Origin of the sequence: Actinoplanes subglobosus, assembly GCF_042650585.1 — a bacterium.
GTDB classification, from domain to species: domain Bacteria; phylum Actinomycetota; class Actinomycetes; order Mycobacteriales; family Micromonosporaceae; genus Actinoplanes; species Actinoplanes subglobosus.
The window spans coordinates 56,684-74,044 of record NZ_JBHSBL010000015.1 but is presented as its reverse complement, the minus strand read 5'-3'; the positions used below and the strand labels follow the sequence as shown (position 1 = coordinate 74,044).

At 70.1% G+C, this 17,361-nt stretch carries 13 protein-coding genes; 7 read left to right on the top strand and 6 right to left on the bottom strand.

The features are described from left to right. Positions 1–119: 119 nt before the first annotated feature. The 6 genes from ACFO0C_RS15010 to ACFO0C_RS14985 all read right to left on the bottom strand — a co-directional run bounded on the left by ACFO0C_RS15010 (position 120) and on the right by ACFO0C_RS14985 (position 9,069). On the bottom strand, positions 120–317 hold the full coding sequence (locus ACFO0C_RS15010; protein WP_378067215.1) for a hypothetical protein: 198 nt from the start codon (positions 315–317) through the stop codon (positions 120–122). After that, positions 314–3,640: an ATP-binding protein gene (locus ACFO0C_RS15005; protein WP_378067667.1), complete on the bottom strand. Its 3,327-nt coding sequence runs from the start codon at positions 3,638–3,640 to the stop codon at positions 314–316. Before ACFO0C_RS15005 ends, ACFO0C_RS15010 begins: the two co-directional genes overlap by 4 nt. A gap of 2 nt (positions 3,641–3,642) precedes the next feature. Then, complete coding sequence (locus tag ACFO0C_RS15000; protein WP_378067214.1) at positions 3,643–4,302, bottom strand: DUF4194 domain-containing protein; 660 nt, start codon at positions 4,300–4,302, stop codon at positions 3,643–3,645. Beyond that, positions 4,295–5,797: a DUF3375 domain-containing protein gene (locus ACFO0C_RS14995; protein ID WP_378067213.1), complete on the bottom strand. Its 1,503-nt coding sequence runs from the start codon at positions 5,795–5,797 to the stop codon at positions 4,295–4,297. Before ACFO0C_RS14995 ends, ACFO0C_RS15000 begins: the two co-directional genes overlap by 8 nt. 103 nt (positions 5,798–5,900) lie before the next feature. Further along, complete coding sequence (locus ACFO0C_RS14990) at positions 5,901–8,420, bottom strand: HAD-IC family P-type ATPase (protein ID WP_378067212.1); 2,520 nt, start codon at positions 8,418–8,420, stop codon at positions 5,901–5,903. A 184-nt stretch (positions 8,421–8,604) separates the two neighbouring features. After that, positions 8,605–9,069 carry an NUDIX hydrolase gene (locus ACFO0C_RS14985; protein WP_378067211.1) on the bottom strand — a complete coding sequence of 155 codons (465 nt, stop codon included), beginning with the start codon at positions 9,067–9,069 and terminating at the stop codon, positions 8,605–8,607. 274 nt (positions 9,070–9,343) lie between these two features. On the opposite strand from ACFO0C_RS14985, the gene ACFO0C_RS14980 reads away from it, so the two are divergent. From ACFO0C_RS14980 to ACFO0C_RS14950, 7 genes are all read left to right on the top strand, one after another. Beyond that, a complete protein-coding gene (locus tag ACFO0C_RS14980) occupies positions 9,344–10,195 on the top strand; it encodes a phosphorylase family protein (RefSeq protein WP_378067210.1) in 852 nt (283 codons plus the stop codon). Positions 10,196–10,226: 31 nt separating this feature from the next. Further along, complete coding sequence (locus ACFO0C_RS14975) at positions 10,227–11,747, top strand: Gfo/Idh/MocA family protein (protein WP_378067209.1); 1,521 nt, start codon at positions 10,227–10,229, stop codon at positions 11,745–11,747. Further along, the gene (locus ACFO0C_RS14970) at positions 11,744–12,373 is read left to right on the top strand and encodes a GTP cyclohydrolase I (protein ID WP_378067208.1); all 630 of its coding nucleotides are present in this window, start codon (positions 11,744–11,746) and stop codon (positions 12,371–12,373) included. Before ACFO0C_RS14975 ends, ACFO0C_RS14970 begins: the two co-directional genes overlap by 4 nt. A 2-nt stretch (positions 12,374–12,375) precedes the next feature. After that, positions 12,376–13,176, top strand: a complete 801-nt coding sequence (locus tag ACFO0C_RS14965) for an SLOG cluster 4 domain-containing protein (RefSeq protein WP_378067207.1) — start codon at positions 12,376–12,378, stop codon at positions 13,174–13,176. 99 nt (positions 13,177–13,275) lie between these two features. Further along, entirely contained in the window at positions 13,276–14,400 is a 1,125-nt protein-coding gene (locus ACFO0C_RS14960; protein WP_378067206.1) for a radical SAM protein, read from the top strand. Continuing rightward, positions 14,388–15,719: a protoporphyrinogen/coproporphyrinogen oxidase gene (locus ACFO0C_RS14955; protein WP_378067205.1), complete on the top strand. Its 1,332-nt coding sequence runs from the start codon at positions 14,388–14,390 to the stop codon at positions 15,717–15,719. Before ACFO0C_RS14960 ends, ACFO0C_RS14955 begins: the two co-directional genes overlap by 13 nt. Next, entirely contained in the window at positions 15,700–17,265 is a 1,566-nt protein-coding gene (locus ACFO0C_RS14950; RefSeq protein WP_378067204.1) for a condensation domain-containing protein, read from the top strand. The genes ACFO0C_RS14955 and ACFO0C_RS14950 overlap by 20 nt, the downstream gene beginning before the upstream one ends. Positions 17,266–17,361 lie beyond the last annotated feature (96 nt).

Sequence of the window (17,361 nt, the reverse complement as noted above, 5' to 3'; positions counted from 1 at the left end):
TCCCTGAAGTTACCAATGGGTAACAGAATTGAGGAGCGGGTTAACGGCGACTACGCAAACGCTACAAACCGCGCAGATGGTGAAGAACTACCAGGCGAAGGTAGCCATCGCAACAATGTTCATGAATGAGAGCGCAGGGCCCGTCCAGGCGTCGTGCCTGCGCCGGCCTTGCCGGTCCGCACCCGGGGCCGCAACCGGACGGAGAAGACGACACAGTCGCCCGCACCGGACTCCGCGCACACCGCTTGCGCACACCGCTGGCCGAGCTTGCCGGCGACAGCCGCGACGGCGTCCTCCGGGGTGACCAGGCCGCTCATGCGTCCGGCATCCCGACCAGCAGCTTCGCCCAGGAACGGCCGTGGGCGTTCTTGAGGATCACGTACTCCGCGTCCACGTGCGGTTCGATCGCGCTGTGCTTGTCGTTCGGCGCGCCGATGACCAGCTGGAAACCCAGTCCACGCCACGCGCCGATGGCACGGCCGGTGAAGTGGGCGTCCGCCTTGATCAGCGCCTCGTCGAGGAAGACCGGGGCATAGCGGGGACGGGTGGCGCCCGCGTCACCCAGCTGGTACCGCAGGGCGGCGCCGACGATGAACGCGACGAGCTCCTGCGACTCGCCGCCGGACTTCTCGCCGATGTGGTCGTAGACGGCGACGTGCGTACCGTCGAGGTCGATCTTCTCGGCGCTGATCCGGACGTGGTTCCGGACGTCGACCAGGTCGGCGAAATCCGGTGCGGTGCGGCGGATGCGGTCGATCACCTTGACCATCCGGTGGTAGGCGCGTTCCCGGTCCTCCTCGGTCTCGGCCCTGTCGATGAAGGCGCGCACGTCGCGCAACTCCTTGCGGAAACGGGCGCGGGTCGTGGAGTGGCTCTCCTGCGGGTCGATGCGCAGCCGGTGCCCGTCGTCGGCGAACGGCAGTTCGGCGAGGATGCGGTTGACCGGGTCGATCCGGTCGCGGATCTCCCGGACCGCGGCGCCGAGCTCGCTGTCCAGGCCGGTCAGGTCGTTGCCGGACAGGTTGAGCAGGCTGTCGCGCCACTCGGTCTCCAGCTCGTGCAGGCCGCTGGTTTCCAGATCGGTGAGCAGGTGGTCGAAGTCGCGGTAGGAGGCGTCCGGGTCGGTGCCGAGATTCGGGTTCGGCCAGCGCTCGAGGAAGGTCGAGAAGGTGTCGTGCAGTGCCTTCCGCGACCGGCCGATCGACTCCGCCGCGGATCGCCGGTCGGTGTCGACCCGTTCGGCGGCACGTTTCACTCCCGCGTCGAACCGGGCGAGCACCTCCTCCGGGCCGATGCCGTCGGTGTCGCTGTCGAAGAGGGTCTCCAGGTAACGCCGATGGTCGTCGCTGAGGCCGGCGGACGTGTCGACCGCCGTCTGGGCCCGGTCCACCTCGTCGACGATCGCCGCCCAGGAACTCCCGACCGCCTCCAGGGTGTCCTTCTGCCGGCCGACACGTTCGGTCAACTCTCTGACCTGCTGTTTGAGCTCGTCCAGTTGGCGCTGCAGCTGATCGATCTCCGGGTTCCCGGCGCGGATCTCGTCGATGACGCGTTTCCACCGGTCCCGTTCGGCCCGGACCGCGCCGACATCCACCTGGTCCCACGACGACTCGATGACGCGCTGGTAGGCCGTGCGCCGGGCCTCCGCCGAGTCGAGGTTCTCCTCCTCCCTCGACGTCCGCACGCCGGCGTCCTCGAAGCGTCGCTGTGCGCGGGTGATCCGCTCCTCGAGCTCGGCCAGCGTGCGGCTGTTGGTGAAGCCGAGCACGTTGGCCCGGCCGTGGCCGCCATGTGCGCCCCGGCCGCCTTCGGACGTCTGACCGGTGATCGTGAGTGCCTTGGAGTACTGCGGCAGCAGCCGTGGCGTGTCGACGCAGACGTAGGCGAACCGGCGGGCGAGTTCGCCCTTGAGCCAGGCGGTGAACGGCGACGGCCGGTAGTCGAGCCGGCCGGGCAGCGTCTTGCCGTCGAGTCCGGCCTCGTCACGCTGCCCGGTGCGCACGCCCTCGAACTGGATACGCCGTGCGGTCGGCACCGCGTTGATCGCCTCGCGGAACGCGTTGAGCCGGCCGATGTCGATCAGCATCCGGGTGGCGAATCCACCGAGCGCCAGGTTGAACGCCTCACGCCACGGCTCGAACTCCGTCCGTACCTCGATCAGCTCGCCGACGAACGGAAGGTCCTCGGGGCTGAGGCCGGCTGCCTCGGCCAGCGCCGCGCGTGCCGCGTGCAGCTCGGTCGGGATGTTGCCCCGGCGGGCCTTGACCGCGTCGCGTTCGGCGCGCAGCCCGGTCAGCTCCCTCTCGGCCTCCTTCTTCTCCAGCATCGCGTCGGCGTAGGCCTGCTGGGTGGTCCGCCGGGCGTCCACGTCGGCCACCGAGCGATGTGCCGTCTCGACGAGTGCGGCGAAGTCCGCACCGGTCGCGACCGAGGCCCCGATCGTGTCCAGCACCCGGTCCAGGCGCTCCCGGGCGCGTTCGACGTCGGCCAGACGCTGCTCCACGACGCGGATCTCGCGCTGGGCGGTCTCCATGCGGTCGCCGCCGGACGCGCGAATGGTGTCGGCGACCCCGTCGTGACGCGCCTCGGCGGCCTGGACCAGGGCGTTGGTCTCCGCCAGTTCACCCTGGGCCCGGCGGTGCCGCTGGTCCAGGTCCTCCTCAGCCGAGCGCAACAGGTCGAGGCGGTGCTGGTGACGCCACAGCGCGGCCGGCGACGACGCGTCGGTGAAGGATCCGATCTCGTCGATCGATCGCAGCCGGTCCGCCGCGTCGTCGATGGTGCGCCGGTGCTCGCGGATCGGGGTCAGCGCCTTCACCTGCTGGCGGGCGGTGATCATCCGGGTCCGGGTGCCGGACAGCTCGTCGAACTGCTGCACCACCGCGTCGGCCGTGGCCAGGGTGGCCGGCTCCTCCAGGACCATCGTCTTGTACAGCGCGTCGACCGTGGTGATCTGCTGGCCGGCCTGGATCCGGCCGAGCAACGCGATCGCCTTGTGCCCGTCGCCGGCGGCGCCGATGCCGAGCATGGTGTGCAGGCGGGCGGTGAACTCCCGGTCGGTGTCGCTCCAGGTCAGACCGGTAGCCACGACGTCCGCACGGGCGAACCTGTTGCCCGCCGGGCCTTCCAGCGTCCGCAGCTCGTAGGCGTGGTCACAGGTGGCGCGGACCGCCACGACGTCGTCCAGGTTGCGGGCCGACGACGGCACATACCAGGCCCGCAGCGCGGTGAACTCGGCGCCGGTGTGGTCGACCCAGGTCATCGCGATGGCCGACCAGGTGTCGCGGCCGTCACCACGCAGCACCCGCATTTTCGTCTCGCCGTCGGCTCGGGACTCGTCGAGTTTGCCCCGGGCGTACGACAGGATGTTTCTCTGGTCCTTGCCTCTGGGCCGGCCGACCACGCCGCCGTTGGACGCGCCGTTGAAGGGCGTCGTGTGCGGCATGAGCAACGCGATGTAGGAGTCCATCAGCGTCGACTTGCCCGATCCGGAACCACCGCTCAGCAGGGTCGCGCCGGGTGCGAGGCGCAGGTGGTGGTAGCCGTCGTAGCCGCCCCAGTTGACCAGCTGCAGGTCGCGCGCCACCCACTGCTGGCCCCGGGAGGCTGCCGGGACCAGCCCGAACAGCGTGTCGATCATGTTCACGCGGTCGCCTCGCTCTGCTCGCGCAGCCACCGGTCCAGCTCGGCGAGTTTCTCCGTGCTCAGGACGACCTCCACCATCGGGGTGATCCGATACCGGCCCGCCGACTCCTCGGCGAGGAGCCCCTCGGTGACCAGCCGCTGCACCGCGTTGCGCACCTCCTGCTGGCGCCGGGCCAGGTTGTGGTCGTGCGGGTCGAAGTAGGTCAGCACGGTCTGCTCCAGTTCCTCGATGTCCACCCGCGCGGACGTCTCACCCGTACCTCGTTCGCGCTGGAAGACGGTGCGGAGGTGGACCAGGACCAGCGTCTCGGCCCGGTTGTAGGGGTCGTCCTTGAGCAGGATCGGCACGTCCATCTCCACCGACCGCACCTGCTGCTTGTACGCCACGCCCCGGTCGTGGTCGACCACGAGGCGGACGAACAGGTCGTGCATCCGCGACTCGATGATCTGCTGGTTCTCCAGCAGGGTCCGCCAGTGCGCCGGGTTCTTCTCGGCCAGCAGGAACTTGCGCCGCAACAGCTGGACCAGGACACGGCGGACCTCGGCGTCCAGCGTGCCCGCGTCACCGGCGAACAGCTCGGCGGGATCCTCCTCCATCGAGACCGGGTCGATGAACCCGGCCGCCGCGCCTGCCCCGGCCTCATCCGGCTCACTCACCGTCACCACTCCTGTCCACCACCGCCGGGTTCGACGCCACCACACTGCCCAGAGCGAAACGCCGCCGCGACCGGTCCGGTCGCACCGTCTCGACCACCGCGACCTCGGCCGTCTCGGTCATGCCCGCGTCGTGGGCGACCTCCAGCAGGCCGAGCAGGTCGACCGGCCGCTGGATCTCCTCGCCCGCCGCTCGGAACGCGGCCACCACGTCGACGCTGGCCGCCCCGCCCGCGAAGGTCTCCAGATGGGTCCGCAACTCGGCGTACCGAGGGCCGCCCCACGCCCGGGTGTCCGCCGACGGCATGTCCTCCGACTCGTCCCAGTCCCGCAGCGGGGCGGGTGGCTGCGGTGGCCGCGGGTCGCTCATCCGCTGTCGCAGGTGCCCGACGTCGGCGACCGGCAGGCGGCGCAACGGCTCGACGGCCTCGCCGCGGCGGGAGGCCGGAACCCACCGGTGCAGGCCCGACATCACGTCCCTGAGCAGCTCGTCGACCTGGCGGTCGCGCATCGGGTCGTGGTTGCGCACCTGGGTGGTGATGACGTGCGACGCCTGCCGCTGGGCGGCCAGCACCTCTTTGACGCCCTGCTCGATCCGTCGCGAGATGTCGGTGAGCTCACGGCGCTGCTGCTGCGGCAGCAACTCGGTGAACCGGTGGCGCAGCACCGTACGCAACTGGCCCCACAGGCCGTCGATCTGCGCCGGGTCACCGATCAGGCGCAGGGCACCGGCGAACGCGCGGCCCTCCGGTGTCGCGTCCAGGATCCGCTGGCCGCGGGCCAGGTACTCGCGCAGCACCTCGCCGGTGGGCCGCACGTCGTGCCGCAGCTCCGCGACGACGTCACGCTGAATGGCTTTGATCGACTCGGCCACCCGGGCGAAATCGGCCGGCAGCTCCCGCGCCAGGTGCAGCACGTTCTCGGCCGCTTCGAGCAGCTGCTCGTCGTCGACGGTCTCGACGGCGCCGCCCTTCTCCAGCCGGGTCAGCTCCCTCTGCCGCTGCTGGATCTCCTCGTGCAGGCGGACCATCCTGGACATCAGGTCCGGGTCGGCGTCCTGCGCCAGTCGCTCGATCGCCTCCAGCAACGTTCTGACCCGCGATTCCGACACCCTGGTACGGGCTCCGCCGACCCGCCCGGCCACTTCGAGGGCACCGACACCGTACGCCGAGAGCCGGTAGACCTCCGCGTCGTCGTCGGAGACCTGCCGGACCAGCCACCCCGCCTGCACCCACTGCCGGCAGAGATCACGCGCGTTACCCACCGGCAGCGGCTGGTTGTCCTCGGCGCCGTAGCCGGCCGCCCGCAGCTGGCCGAGGGCGTCGTTGATCTCCGCATGCGCGTCCGCCACCACGACGGTCGGCCGCTCGGCGGTGAAGACCATCGCCAGCACCGTCACCACGAACGGTGCGTGCGTCTGGTGAAGCAAGGCGAGCATCGGGTTCTGGAACGCCCGGAGCGCTCCCTGGTAAGCGCCTTCAACACCTCGTGTAGCCATCGGGAGGTAGCCTACGGCGCGGCTATGACATCGAAGACGTCGCCACTCTCGGTGACCTCTCGCCGGTGGTACGGCGTTCCTGGGGAGCCGCGGTCCCGGCCGTTCAGCCGTCGAGACGCTGCCGGTGGAAGCCGAGCATCCGGGCCAGCAGGTCGTGACGCCAGATGACGCTCAACGTCAGGAACCAGAGCGGCAACGCCATGGCGGCAACGGCGAAGGCGGCGACGTCGGCCAGCAGCCCGAAGTAGGCGGCGAGCACCGGTGTCGCGAGGATGCCGAACAGGGCGGCCACGAGGACGACGACCAGGATCGCGGGGCGCTTGTCACGGCACACCGGCGTCCAGCTCGCGAAGATGCGGGCCGGCGGTTTCAACATGAGGATCAGCAGGAACGCCGCGAACGACGTGAACACCGTCAGGCCGGTCTGGGCGACGACCGTGGCGGCCTGCTCGGTGAATGTGGCGTTCGTGCTGAGCAGGCCGGTGAACTCCTCGAACCGGGCGACCAGATGGTCGGGCAGCCGCTGGTCGGGCAGGTCCATGACGAACCGGTACAGGACGGCGTAGACGGCGACGCCGTACACCGCGGTGACGATGGCGGCCGGCACCACGAACCGGGTCAGCGAGCCGATCAGCCCCGGGTCGGGCCGTTCCGGTTCGGCCCAGGCGGTGAGCAGCATGGTGGGCAGGCCGACGGTGAACAGCACCAGTGCCGCCTGCGCCGGCTCGTAGGGGAAGCCGAGGCCCAGGATCGCCACCCCGAGAATGATCAGGATGGAGGTGCTGACCCGGGCCAGGTAGAGGTACATCGACGTGGCGATGCCGGTGACGATCCGCCGCCCCTGACGCTGGGCCGGGGACAGGGCCGCGAAGGAGTCGTCGAGCAGTACCACGTCGGCGGCGTCGCAGGCGACACTGTTGCCGCTGCCCAGCGCGATCCCGACGTGCGCCTTCTTCAGCGACGGGATGTCGTTGACCCCGTCGCCGATCATCGCGGTGTAGTGGCCCTGCCGGCGCAGGCTGCCCACCATCCGTTCCTTGGTCACCGGGCTGACCCGGCCGAACACCGTGCCCCGGGCCACCGCGTCGTCGAACGCGGCCGGAGTCATCGCCTCCAGGTCGGCGCCGGTGACCGGATCACCCGTCCCGAGTCCGAGCCCGGCGGCCACGGCGGCCACCGTCCGCGGGTCGTCACCGGAGATCACCTTGACGTCGACGCCACCGCCGCGCAGTTCGGCCAGCGTCTCGGCGACCCCGTCGCGCAGGTCGTCACGCAGGGCGATCAGGGCCAGCGGAGTCAGCGCCGGCAGGACCGGGGTGCGGTTGTCGTCGAGGAACCCGGCGGCCGGGTCGGCCGTTCCGGCGAACAGCAGCACCCGCAGGCCCTGGCGTGTCAGGTCGTCCAGGAGGTCGTACATCCGCAGGTGTGCCTCGGCGGCGAAAGCCGCACTCAGCGCCTCGACGGCGCCCAGGACGTAACCGCCGTCAGGACCGCTGACGGCACTCCAGCGGCGTTGCGGGGAGAAGGCGACCTGCTCCAGGGCCGGTGCCGCCGGTCCGGGCAGTGCCTGCGCCAGCGCGACGACGGTGTGGTTGCGGGTCGTCATCGCTTCGGCGGCCGCGCTCAGCTGCTGCCGGATCTCCGCCGGGTCGCGGCCGTCGAGCGGTTCCACCCGTTCCAGGCGCATGCTGCCGGTGGTCAGGGTGCCGGTCTTGTCGGTGCACAGCACGTCGACGCCGCACAGCGACTCGACGGCACTGATCTGCTGGATCAGGGCACCGCGCCGGGCGATGGCGGCCGCGCCCACCGCGTACGAGATGGTGATCAGGAAGAACAGGCCGTAAGGGACGAGGCCGGACAGCACGGCCGCGGTCTGCACCACCTTCACCAGCGACAATCCCTTGAGCGCGGCGTTGGCGAGCACGGCGGCGCTCAGCAGCGCCACGGTCAGCATGATCAGGCGTACGGTCGTGTCGATCAGCGCCTGCAACGGCGTGGGGTCGGCATTCCAGGCTCTCGCCTTCGCGGTCAGCGCGCCCACGTCACTGTCGGCGCCGACCAGTTCCGCTGTCTGACAGGCCGACCCGCCGACCACGACCGTTCCCGAGTGCAGCCGGTCACCGATCTGCTTCAGCACCGGGTCGGGCTCGCCGGTCAGGGAGGATTCGTCGACCTCCAGCCGGTCACCCGCGGTGACCGGGCCGTCCACGACGATCTGGTCCCCCGCGGCGATCCGGATCAGCTCACCGCGGACGATCTCCTCCGGCTCCACGTCCTGTTCGGTGCCGTCGCGGACCACCCGGCACGGCGCCCGGTGCAGCAGTTTCAGGCGATCCAGTTTCTGCTTGGCGCGGATCTCCTGGATCGAGCCGATCAGCGAGTTGACCACACCGAGACCGACGCTGACCACGGCGTCCTTGGTGCGCCCCATCGCCAGCAGGGACAGCCCGATCGCGTAGAGGAAGTTGTTGAACAGGGTGAACAGGTTCGCCCGCAGGATCGTCCAGTACCGCCGGGTCCCCGCCGACCGCACCGTGTTGATCTCGCCACGTTCCCGGGCGGCCGCGACCTGGGCGGCCGTCAGCCCGGTGGGCGGCGCAGTCCCGGCGTCGAGTGCTGTCATCGCGTCGTTCGTCCGATCATCCTGGCCTGTGACTGAGCGTAGATGCTCAGAAGCGGTCAGCACGTGGTTCCGGCTCACGCCGTGACGGGCCGGGCCGGTTTCTGCCGATCGGGTGCGCGGGGACGCCTACCGGGCCGGCCTCGCCGGGGCCCGGTGTGACGAGGTGAGCCGTACCCGGCTGTCGCTACCGCAGATGCAACGTCACCAGTTCGAAGCCGTCGAACCGCGCGATTGCGGTGAACGTCGGGGAATCGGTCAACGCTCTCTCCAGAAGCGGTTTGACGTCCGCGAAGACCGGGAGGTCCGGGAGACGTGACATCTCGACCCACTCCAGGCGGCCCTCGTCGCATTCGGCTTTCGGCGTGTCATTCGTCGAGGCCGTCACGACGAAGTTGACGATCTGCTTTCCGGCGAATCCGTCGACGTGCACGACACCTGCCAGACGCGGGTTCTCCAGGCTGATGCCGGCTTCCTCCATGGCCTCGCGGGCCGCGCTGTCGAGGATGTCCTCGCCCTTTTCGACGTGCCCCCCGATGCCGTTGTAGAAACCGGCCCGGTCGCTTTTCTCGCCGGTCGCGGCCCCGTTCCGATCCCGGTACCGGATGAGCAGGACGCGGTCGCCCGCCACGACGAAAACGAGGGTTCTCAACAGTGTGCTGTGCCGCGGCATGGCACACATGCTGTCATGGCGCCGGTCGTCCCGGTGGCGCACCGGTCACCGCCCACACGCGTTTCGCCCGGGCCGCGGTAGCCGCGCCGGAGCCCGACTGTCCACATTGACCTCAACGGCGGACGTTGATCTAATGTGCCCATCGGATCCACGGAGGTCCATGTATTGCGACGGTGCAGGCTGGGCGAGGTCGACTATTCGCGCAGATGAGAGCTCGTTCATCGCACCGCACGGGGCAGCGTGAGGGAGAGACATGAGCCGGAACGAGACCGTCACCGCCGACCGGGTCGCCCGCCAGTTGGCCGGGGATGTGAATCCGCTGGCGACACACCTCGCGAATCGGTACGTCGGACCCGCACCACTGCCACCGGTCGCGATCGTGACGGCGACGCCCCGCAAGCTGAAGTGGTTCGAGCTCGAGCAGATCCTCAAACCGGTGCGCGAGCTGGAGGACACGTCCTCGCTCACCAGGATCTGGGAGCACGAGAGCGGCCCGGTGGCGACACTCGTGCACGGTGTCGGCGGCCCCAGCGCGGACCGCCTCCTGATCACCGCCATGATGCAGGGCGTCCGCACGTTCATCCGGATCGGCACGTGCGGCCTTCTGGAGCCCGGCGCGACGATCGGCACCGTTGTCGTCGCGGAGGAGGCCACCAGCGACGACACGACGTTCCAGTGGTATCTGGACGCACTGGAGCGTGACGGCCGCCCGGTCCGCAACAAGCCGTTCGCCGCCGCCTCCACGGAATACGTCGACACCGCCGTCAACGCCCTCCCGGCCGAGCTGGAGCAGGGTCGCGTGGTGCGCGGGCGGGCGTTCTCCACCAGCCTGATCTTCCGGGAGGGGCCGGAGACCGCCGTTCACTACCGGGAGCTCGGGTGCGCGGCCGCCGACATGGAGGCGGGCACCGTGCTGGCGAGCGCCCAGTGGTACCGGCTGCCGGCGGTGGCGCTGCTGGTCGGCCGTGACCACATCACCGAGGGCGGCTTCCACACTGACGAACGTGAGAGGTTCGCCGAGGGCGTTCAGGCCATCCGTACCGCGCTCGACGCGCTGATTCCGGTCGCACAGGCGGCCGCCGCACGCGTGGCGAGTGAGCGGTAGCGGTGGTCCCGACGCCTGACGGGCGGCACCGTTGACCGTCGACACGCCGAGCGTACTGCTCATCGGACTGGGACTGCATGCCCGCCGGATCCACTTCCCTCTCCTGACCGGCCTCGCCGCCCGCGGCCGCATCGCTTTTCGCGGCGTGGTCGACCGGCGGGCCGCCGAGCGCGACGTCCGGGAGTTCCTGACGGAGTCGCCCGGTCCGCCGTTGACCCTGGTCGCCGATCTCGGGCCGGCGGGCCGGCTGGAGCCGGAGACCGAGAGTGCGCTCGACGCGCTCGTGCGGCGCGAGGGGATCACCGCGGTCCTGGTCGCCACCGAGCCGCTGGCACATCATCGTTACGCCGAGTGGGCGCTCTCGCGTGGCCTGCACGTCCTGGTCGACAAGCCGCCGACAGCACACGAGGGACTGGTGGGGGACCCGGCCCGCTCCACAGCCATGGTCGCCGACCTGCTGGGTCTGGCCGAGACCGCCGGCGCCGCCCGCCGGCACGCCGCGGTGCTCACCCAACGCCGCTACCACCGCGGTTTCCGGTACATGCGAGCCCTCATCGAGGAGGTGCGCGAGATGACCGGCTGCCCGCCCACCTCGGTGGCGATCGAGCACACCGACGGCGAATGGCGGATGCCGTGGGAGGTGCTGGACCAGGACTATCACCCCTTCCATCGGGGGTACGGCGTCCTTCTGCACTCCGGATACCACGCGGTGGACACGGCCCTGTGGCTGACCGGCGTCACCGGTCCCGGTCACGCCGACTACCAGGGCGCCACCGTCCAGGCGCACTTCACCACGCTGGACGACGTCCGTGTGGCATTGCCGGACGACCGGATCCGCGAGCTGCTGGGCTCAGCCCCGGCGCCCGCCCGTGCGGAGGCCGGTTCGTCGCTCGGCGAGATCGACGCCCGGCTCACCGTGGGTCTGCACCGCGACGGCGCGACACCGACGGTGCTGTCGATCGCCGCCCTGCACACCAGTTTCTCGCGGCGGGGCTGGCTGGACTCCGCCGGCCGCAATCTCTATGTCGGCAACGGGCGCAAGACCCACGAGACGGTGTCGGTCCAGCAGGGGCCGTTCCAGACCCTGCGCCTGCACTCGTACAAGGCTCACGTCGAGGGTGAGCAGTGTGCCGAGGACGAGGTCGGCGGCGGGCGCCACTGGCGGTTGCAGGTCTTCCGCAACGCCAGTGTCTTCCCCGATTGGAAGCCGGTTCGCGAGTTCACGCTCGGCGAACTGCCCGCCGACGCGCTCAGCGATCGGGCCCGGCGGTGGCTGACCGGGTCCGGGCCGGCCGCCGCCGACAGCATCGGCACCGAGGCGAAACAGGCGCTCATCATCGACTTCCTGCGGGCGGCCGCCGCCGGCCCCCGGGTTCCGGGTGATCGGCTCGGATCCGAACTCGGCGAGCATGTGGTCACGGTGTCGATCATCGGCGCCGCGTACGAATCGTGGGCCTCCCGCGGCACCCTGGGTCCGCCCGCGATCGCTGTGAAGTGGCCGCCGGTGACATCCGTCGGCTCCGGTGACAAACCTGACAGGAGACTCCCGTGACCGACCTTTCCGCCGCCATCAGCACACCGAACTATCTCCCGCCGAAGCCGGTGGACCTGGACACGATCGAGAAGGCGATCAGCGATCTGCTGCGGGCACTGGGTCAGCAGGACAAGCCGGATGTGATGGCGCAGACCCCCCGGAGGGTCGCCGAACTCTACGCCGAGACCATCAACCCGGGCGGGTTCGACATCGAACCGGACTTCACCGTCTTCGAGAACCCGGGCATGAACGACCTCATCCTGGTCAACGACGTGCACTACGTGTCGATGTGTGAGCACCATCTGGCGCCGGCGTTCGGTGTGGCCCACCTGGGTTACGTGCCGGACGCCACGATCGCCGGGTACTCGAAGCTCAAGAAGGGCCTCAACTATCTGGCCCGCCAGCCACAGCTCAACGAGCGACTGGTGGTGTCGGCGCTCGACTTCGTGGAGGCGCGGCTGAAGCCGAAGGGTTGCGCGCTGATCCTGCGCAGCGTGCACTGCTGCATCGCCCTGCGGACGAACGCGCCGAGCCAGGAGACGGTCACGGTGGCCGACTTCCGCGGTGTCATGCGCGAGGACCGGCACCGCAACCAGCTGTGGGCCAGCGCGCTGGCGGAGAAGCCCGCGTTCCTGGGCCGCTGACCGTGGAACCGGACTCCCCCGGCCCTGTCGTACGGAGCCTGGCGACACAGCTTCGCCAGGCCCTGCAGGGGTGCGCGCAGCATCCGGCCGGGCCGCTGGCCGCATTCGACAGGTGTCACGACGCACTGGCCGCCGGCGATCTGACGCCGGCCGAGTTCCGCGCTGTCGGTGAGCTCCTGGCGGACCATTCGCGGGAGCGGATGGCCGCCGACGGGGCGACACCGGCCACGGTGTTGCGGGAGCAGCGGATGGCTCGTTTCGTCACCGCGCTGTTCGGGATCGGCTCCGCGCCGCCGGTCCTGCCGAGGGTTCTGATCGGTGTGGTGGGCAAGGGCCGTGACTGCCCGGAGCAGGTGATCGGTCTCGGCCACCGGATCGGCGAGCTGATCGGCCGCCGGCGCGACCGGCTGGCGCTGGTCACCGGCGGCCTGGGCGGGGTCATGGAAGCCGCCGCCAAGGGTGCCAAGGAGCACGGCGGGCTGGTGATCAGCGTCCTCCCGGCGGCGGCTCACCGGCCGAGCCGGACGCACGGGCACGCTGATCTGTCCATCGACACCGGCCTGACGGTGCACTCACGCAACGTCGTCCTGGCCTCCACCGCGGACGCTCTGGTGGCCGCGCCCGGTGCGCACGGCACGCTCCAGGAGATGCTCGTGGCCTCCGATCTCGGCAAGCCGGTCTGGGCGGTCGGTGATCATGCGGTGCGGCTGCCCGGAGTCGACTATCTACCGGGGCTGGACGCCGTGGAGTCCAAACTGGACGGATTGTTTACCCAGGTAGGAACGGATCTTCAGGACGACTGACGAGGTCTGACTGTCCGCAATAGATGTTAATGAACGCCGATGGCTGTTAGGCTCTCCCCGTCTCGGGATGGCACCTTCCGGCCAAATGAACGGGGAGAGATGACTACGGAAAGCACTCTTACCGGCACGTGTGGTAGTGGATGTGGCTGCGGTGTCAGCGCCTGCGGGCCGCTCGCCGCGATCCGCAAGCCGGCCGCCATGCAGGGCGCGATCACCCGGCCGGATCTCGCGATCCGTGAGGTCCGCATCGCGGTCAGCTACCAGTGCAACCTGCGCTGCATGCACTGCTACGTTCCCGAAGAACATCGCGAGCAGTACGCCAAGTACTACCCGGACGCGCTGAGCACCGACGAGCTCGTCTCCGTCGTCACCACGATGGCAGGCAACTTCGGCACCAAACGGATCAGCATCACCGGTGGCGAGGCGCTCATGACTCCGGTCTGGCCGCGCACCGAGCGGGTCATGCAGGCCGCACTCGAGAGCGGCCTCAAGGTCCGTCTCATCACCGGCGGTGCCGCGCAGACCCCGATCTCCACGGTCCTGGCCGCGGCCCGGCGCAGCGACGACCTCACCTTCCAGGTCAGCCTCGACGGCACCGACGACGCCATGGTGTCGAAGTTCCGCGGCCGGCCCTACGCCTACCAGCGGGCCGTCGAGACGATCGGCACCATCGCCGCGTCCGGTTCACCGGTCTTCGTGCGCTACACGATCACCGAGGAGAACTACGACCAGACCGTCGGCTGCTACGACATGGTCAGCGAGCTCGGGGCCGCGGCGTTCGTGGTCAAGCCGGTCTTCAGCCTCGGTGAGGCGGCACGCAACGCCAACACCGTGCACATCGACGAGAGTACGGTCCGCGACCTCCAGCTGAGACTGGTGGAGCACAGCCGCGGACGCCGTACCAAACTCAAGCTGCCGCAGCCCTGCTACGTCGGTGCCGACGAACTGCCGCACGACGCCAACGTGGAGATCATGTACTGCGGCTGCGGGCGCAACGTGGCGTACCTGGCGCCCAACGGCGACGTCTACCCCTGCACCTACATCGTGGGCATGCAGGACATGAGCGAGCATCGCCTCGGCAACCTCCGCGATCCCGGCTTCGACCTCGCCGCGGCGTGGCAGGCGGAGGACACCTACTCCACCTTCCGCAACGCGCCGAAGGAGTGTCACTGCACCGCCAACGAGCTCGCCAAGGGTGACGAGCAGTTGGTGTGCAGGCCTTAGTGGGCGCCGAGGTCGACCTGCTCGTCCTGGGTGCGGGGATCGCCGGAGTCACGGCCGCACGGCGGCTGGCCGGGCGGTGTTCCCGCACCCTGATCCTCGAGGCCGCCGACGCGGTCGGCGGGGTGGCGGGCACCTTCGCGGTGGGTGACTTCCGTTTCGACTACGGATTGCACTGCTTCTTCACCGCATTCCCGCACATCGAGAAGCTCCTCGACGAGGTCATGGCCGGCCGTCACGCGCGGCGGCCGTTGACCGAGAAGGTCTGGCACCGTGATGCCTGGTACCCGTACCCGGTGACACGGAATCTGGCGGCGTACCCGGCTGACGTCATCGGTAAGGCCCTGGCGGACCTGCCGCAGGGCCCGCCGTCGCCGGCCGGCGACGCGGCGGCGGCGAGCGAAGCTGCCGTCGGCAGCTATCTCGCTCACGAGTTCGTCCTCCCGCAGCTGCGCAAGTACTGGAACAGCGACCCGGCCGGGCTGCCCGCCGGGGTGGCACGGGCCGGGTTCATGGCCACCGCCGACGAGATCCGCGCCGGTGCCGTCCAGGGACTCGACGACCCGCCCACCCGCTCGTGGTCCTACCCCGCCGACGGCGGATTCGCCACCTACGTCGCCGGACTCGCCGACGGCCTGCCGATCCGGTACGCGACCAGCGCCACCCGGATCGACCCGGCGGCCCGCACCGTGCGGACGGCCGACGGACAGCGCTTCCACTACCGGCACCTGGTCAGCTCGATCCCCCTGCCACGGCTGCTCGCCATGGTCGACGGCGCCCCACCGGAACTCGTCGACCGTACCGCCGCCCTGACATTCACCTCGGTGCGGCTGGTCAGCCTCGGGGTGACCGCAGCCGACACCCCGGCGTCCTGGGTCTACGACCTCGACCCGCGGGTGCCGTGGTTCCGCGCCACCTTCCCGGGCGAGTACAGCCCGGGGTCGGTCCCGCCGGGATCCGCCGCGATCCAGACCGAGAGCTACTTCGTGGGTACGCCCACGACCGGCGACGATCAGCACGCCGACGAGGTGGTCACCTCGCTGCGCCGGCGCGGGCTGCTGCCGGACAGCGCGTCGGTGATCTGCCGCGACGTGCGCACCGTGACATGTGCCAGCACCATCCTGCACCCGGCCGAGGCACCGGCGGTGCAGACCGCGATCGACTGGCTGAGCAGCCAGGACATCACGACGGTCGGACGGTACGGCCGGTGGGACAACGCGAAATTCGACGTCGTGATGGCCCGTACGGAACAGCTGTTGGACGGCCGGCCGGTCGTCACCGCGGAGAAAGGTAGCGAATCAGATGGCGCTCAGCGGAGCTGAGATTCTCGCTCTAGTCCGGCAGGAGTTCGCCGAGCTGCTCGGTGTTCCCGTCGACGACCAGAACTTCTTCGAACTCGGCGGCCGCTCGGTCGACGCGGCCCGGCTCAGCGTCCGTCTCCAGCGCGCGCTCGACCGTCCGGTGCCGTTGCAGCTGATCCTGCGTAACCCGCAGCCGTCCACACTCGGCGCCGCTCTCGCCGAGGCGCCCGAACCGGCCGCCCCGGCAGCGGAACCGGAGCTCACCGATCTCACGGTCTGGCCGGTGACCGGCACGCAGGAACGGGTGGTGCTGCGCGACGAGGAGCACCGGCGCACCGGCAAGCCGCCGTACATCCGTACCTCGTTCTGGTGCGCGCAGCTACCGGGGACCCTGGACGCCGACGCTCTCCAGTACGCCGTGGAGGCCCTGGTCGACCGCCAGACCGCGTTGCGGACCACGTACGCCGTCGAGGACGGCCGCGTCGTCGCCCACGTGCACCCCGACGCGGCGCCGAAGGTCGAGTCGCTGGACTTTCGCGACGAGGGCCTGGATGCGGCCGTCAAGCACGCCACCAGCAGCGCCGACACCGCCTTCGACCGCCGTGAGCTGCCACGCCTGCGGGTGATCTCCTCCGACACGGGCGCCGACGGCACGCTGCTGTCCGTGGTGATCGACCACATCGTCGCGGACGGCGACGCCATCTCGATCGCGGTCGCCGATCTCGCCGAGTTGTACACCGCCCGGGTCGAGGGCCGCGAACCCCGGCTGGAGCCGTTGCGGATCACCTTCGGCGACTGGGTGGCCCGCCAGCAGACCCCGGAGGGCCGTCGCCGTCGCCTGGAGCTGATCGGGTTCTGGGCACCCTCGGTCGCCGAGAACGCGTTCTATCCCACGGCACGGCTGCCGTTCGCCCGCAGCGAGCCTCTGCCGGACACGTTCATGGGTGCACGGCACCTGCACCGGTTCCCGGCCGAGGTCGTCGCCGGCATGAGAGAGCTGGCCCGGCAGCTGCGGACCACCCCGTACACGGTGCAGTTGGCGTCGCTCTACGCCCACCTGTACCGGATCACCGGCGAATCGGACATCACCGTCCTCGTGCCCGACAACAACCGGGCCGGTGCCGACGAGGAGAACCTGGTCGGGTGGATGGCCACCACGATGGCCCTGCGCCTGCGGCTGCGGCCGGCCGGCGGCTTCCGGCAGACCGTCACGGACGTCCACGACATGGTCCTGTCCGCCATGGACTACCGCGGCATCGCGTTCGGTGAGGTGACTGACGCGCTCAGCGGTGGCCGCCGCACCAAACCGGTCGACGTGATCCGGGTTTCTCCGACGATGCCGGTCACCCCGCCCCGCTTCGGCGACCTAGCCGCCACCGAGGTCAGTCTCCCGTTCACCTCGGCGGGCCTGGGCCTGTCGATGTGGATCCGCGAGACGGACGAGGAACTGGAGGTGACGCTGGTGCACGGCCTGGAGAACTACACCGAGGCCGCCGGCCGCGACTTCCTCACCGGCTGGGCCACCACCGCCGGCGCGATCGTCACCTCCCCGGATCAGCCGTTGTGACCGTCGCGCGGGCGGCTTCTCGTCATGATGCCGGACCGGATCGAGGCATGAAGCCGCACCAGCGCGACGTCAGGATCACGACGCGACGGCGGTCCC

What these genes read in the sequence shown, in the direction of transcription:
- ACFO0C_RS15010 (WP_378067215.1), bottom strand. Translation starts at nt 317, where the DNA reads ATGAGCGGCCTGGTCACCCCGGAGGACGCCGTCGCGGCTGTCGCCGGC.
- ACFO0C_RS15005 (WP_378067667.1), bottom strand. Translation starts at nt 3,640, where the DNA reads ATGATCGACACGCTGTTCGGGCTGGTCCCGGCAGCCTCCCGGGGCCAG.
- ACFO0C_RS14995 (WP_378067213.1), bottom strand. Translation starts at nt 5,797, where the DNA reads ATGGCTACACGAGGTGTTGAAGGCGCTTACCAGGGAGCGCTCCGGGCG.
- ACFO0C_RS14990 (WP_378067212.1), bottom strand. Translation starts at nt 8,420, where the DNA reads ATGACAGCACTCGACGCCGGGACTGCGCCGCCCACCGGGCTGACGGCC.
- ACFO0C_RS14980 (WP_378067210.1), top strand. Translation starts at nt 9,344, where the DNA reads ATGAGCCGGAACGAGACCGTCACCGCCGACCGGGTCGCCCGCCAGTTG.
- ACFO0C_RS14960 (WP_378067206.1), top strand. Translation starts at nt 13,276, where the DNA reads ATGACTACGGAAAGCACTCTTACCGGCACGTGTGGTAGTGGATGTGGC.
- ACFO0C_RS14950 (WP_378067204.1), top strand. Translation starts at nt 15,700, where the DNA reads ATGGCGCTCAGCGGAGCTGAGATTCTCGCTCTAGTCCGGCAGGAGTTC.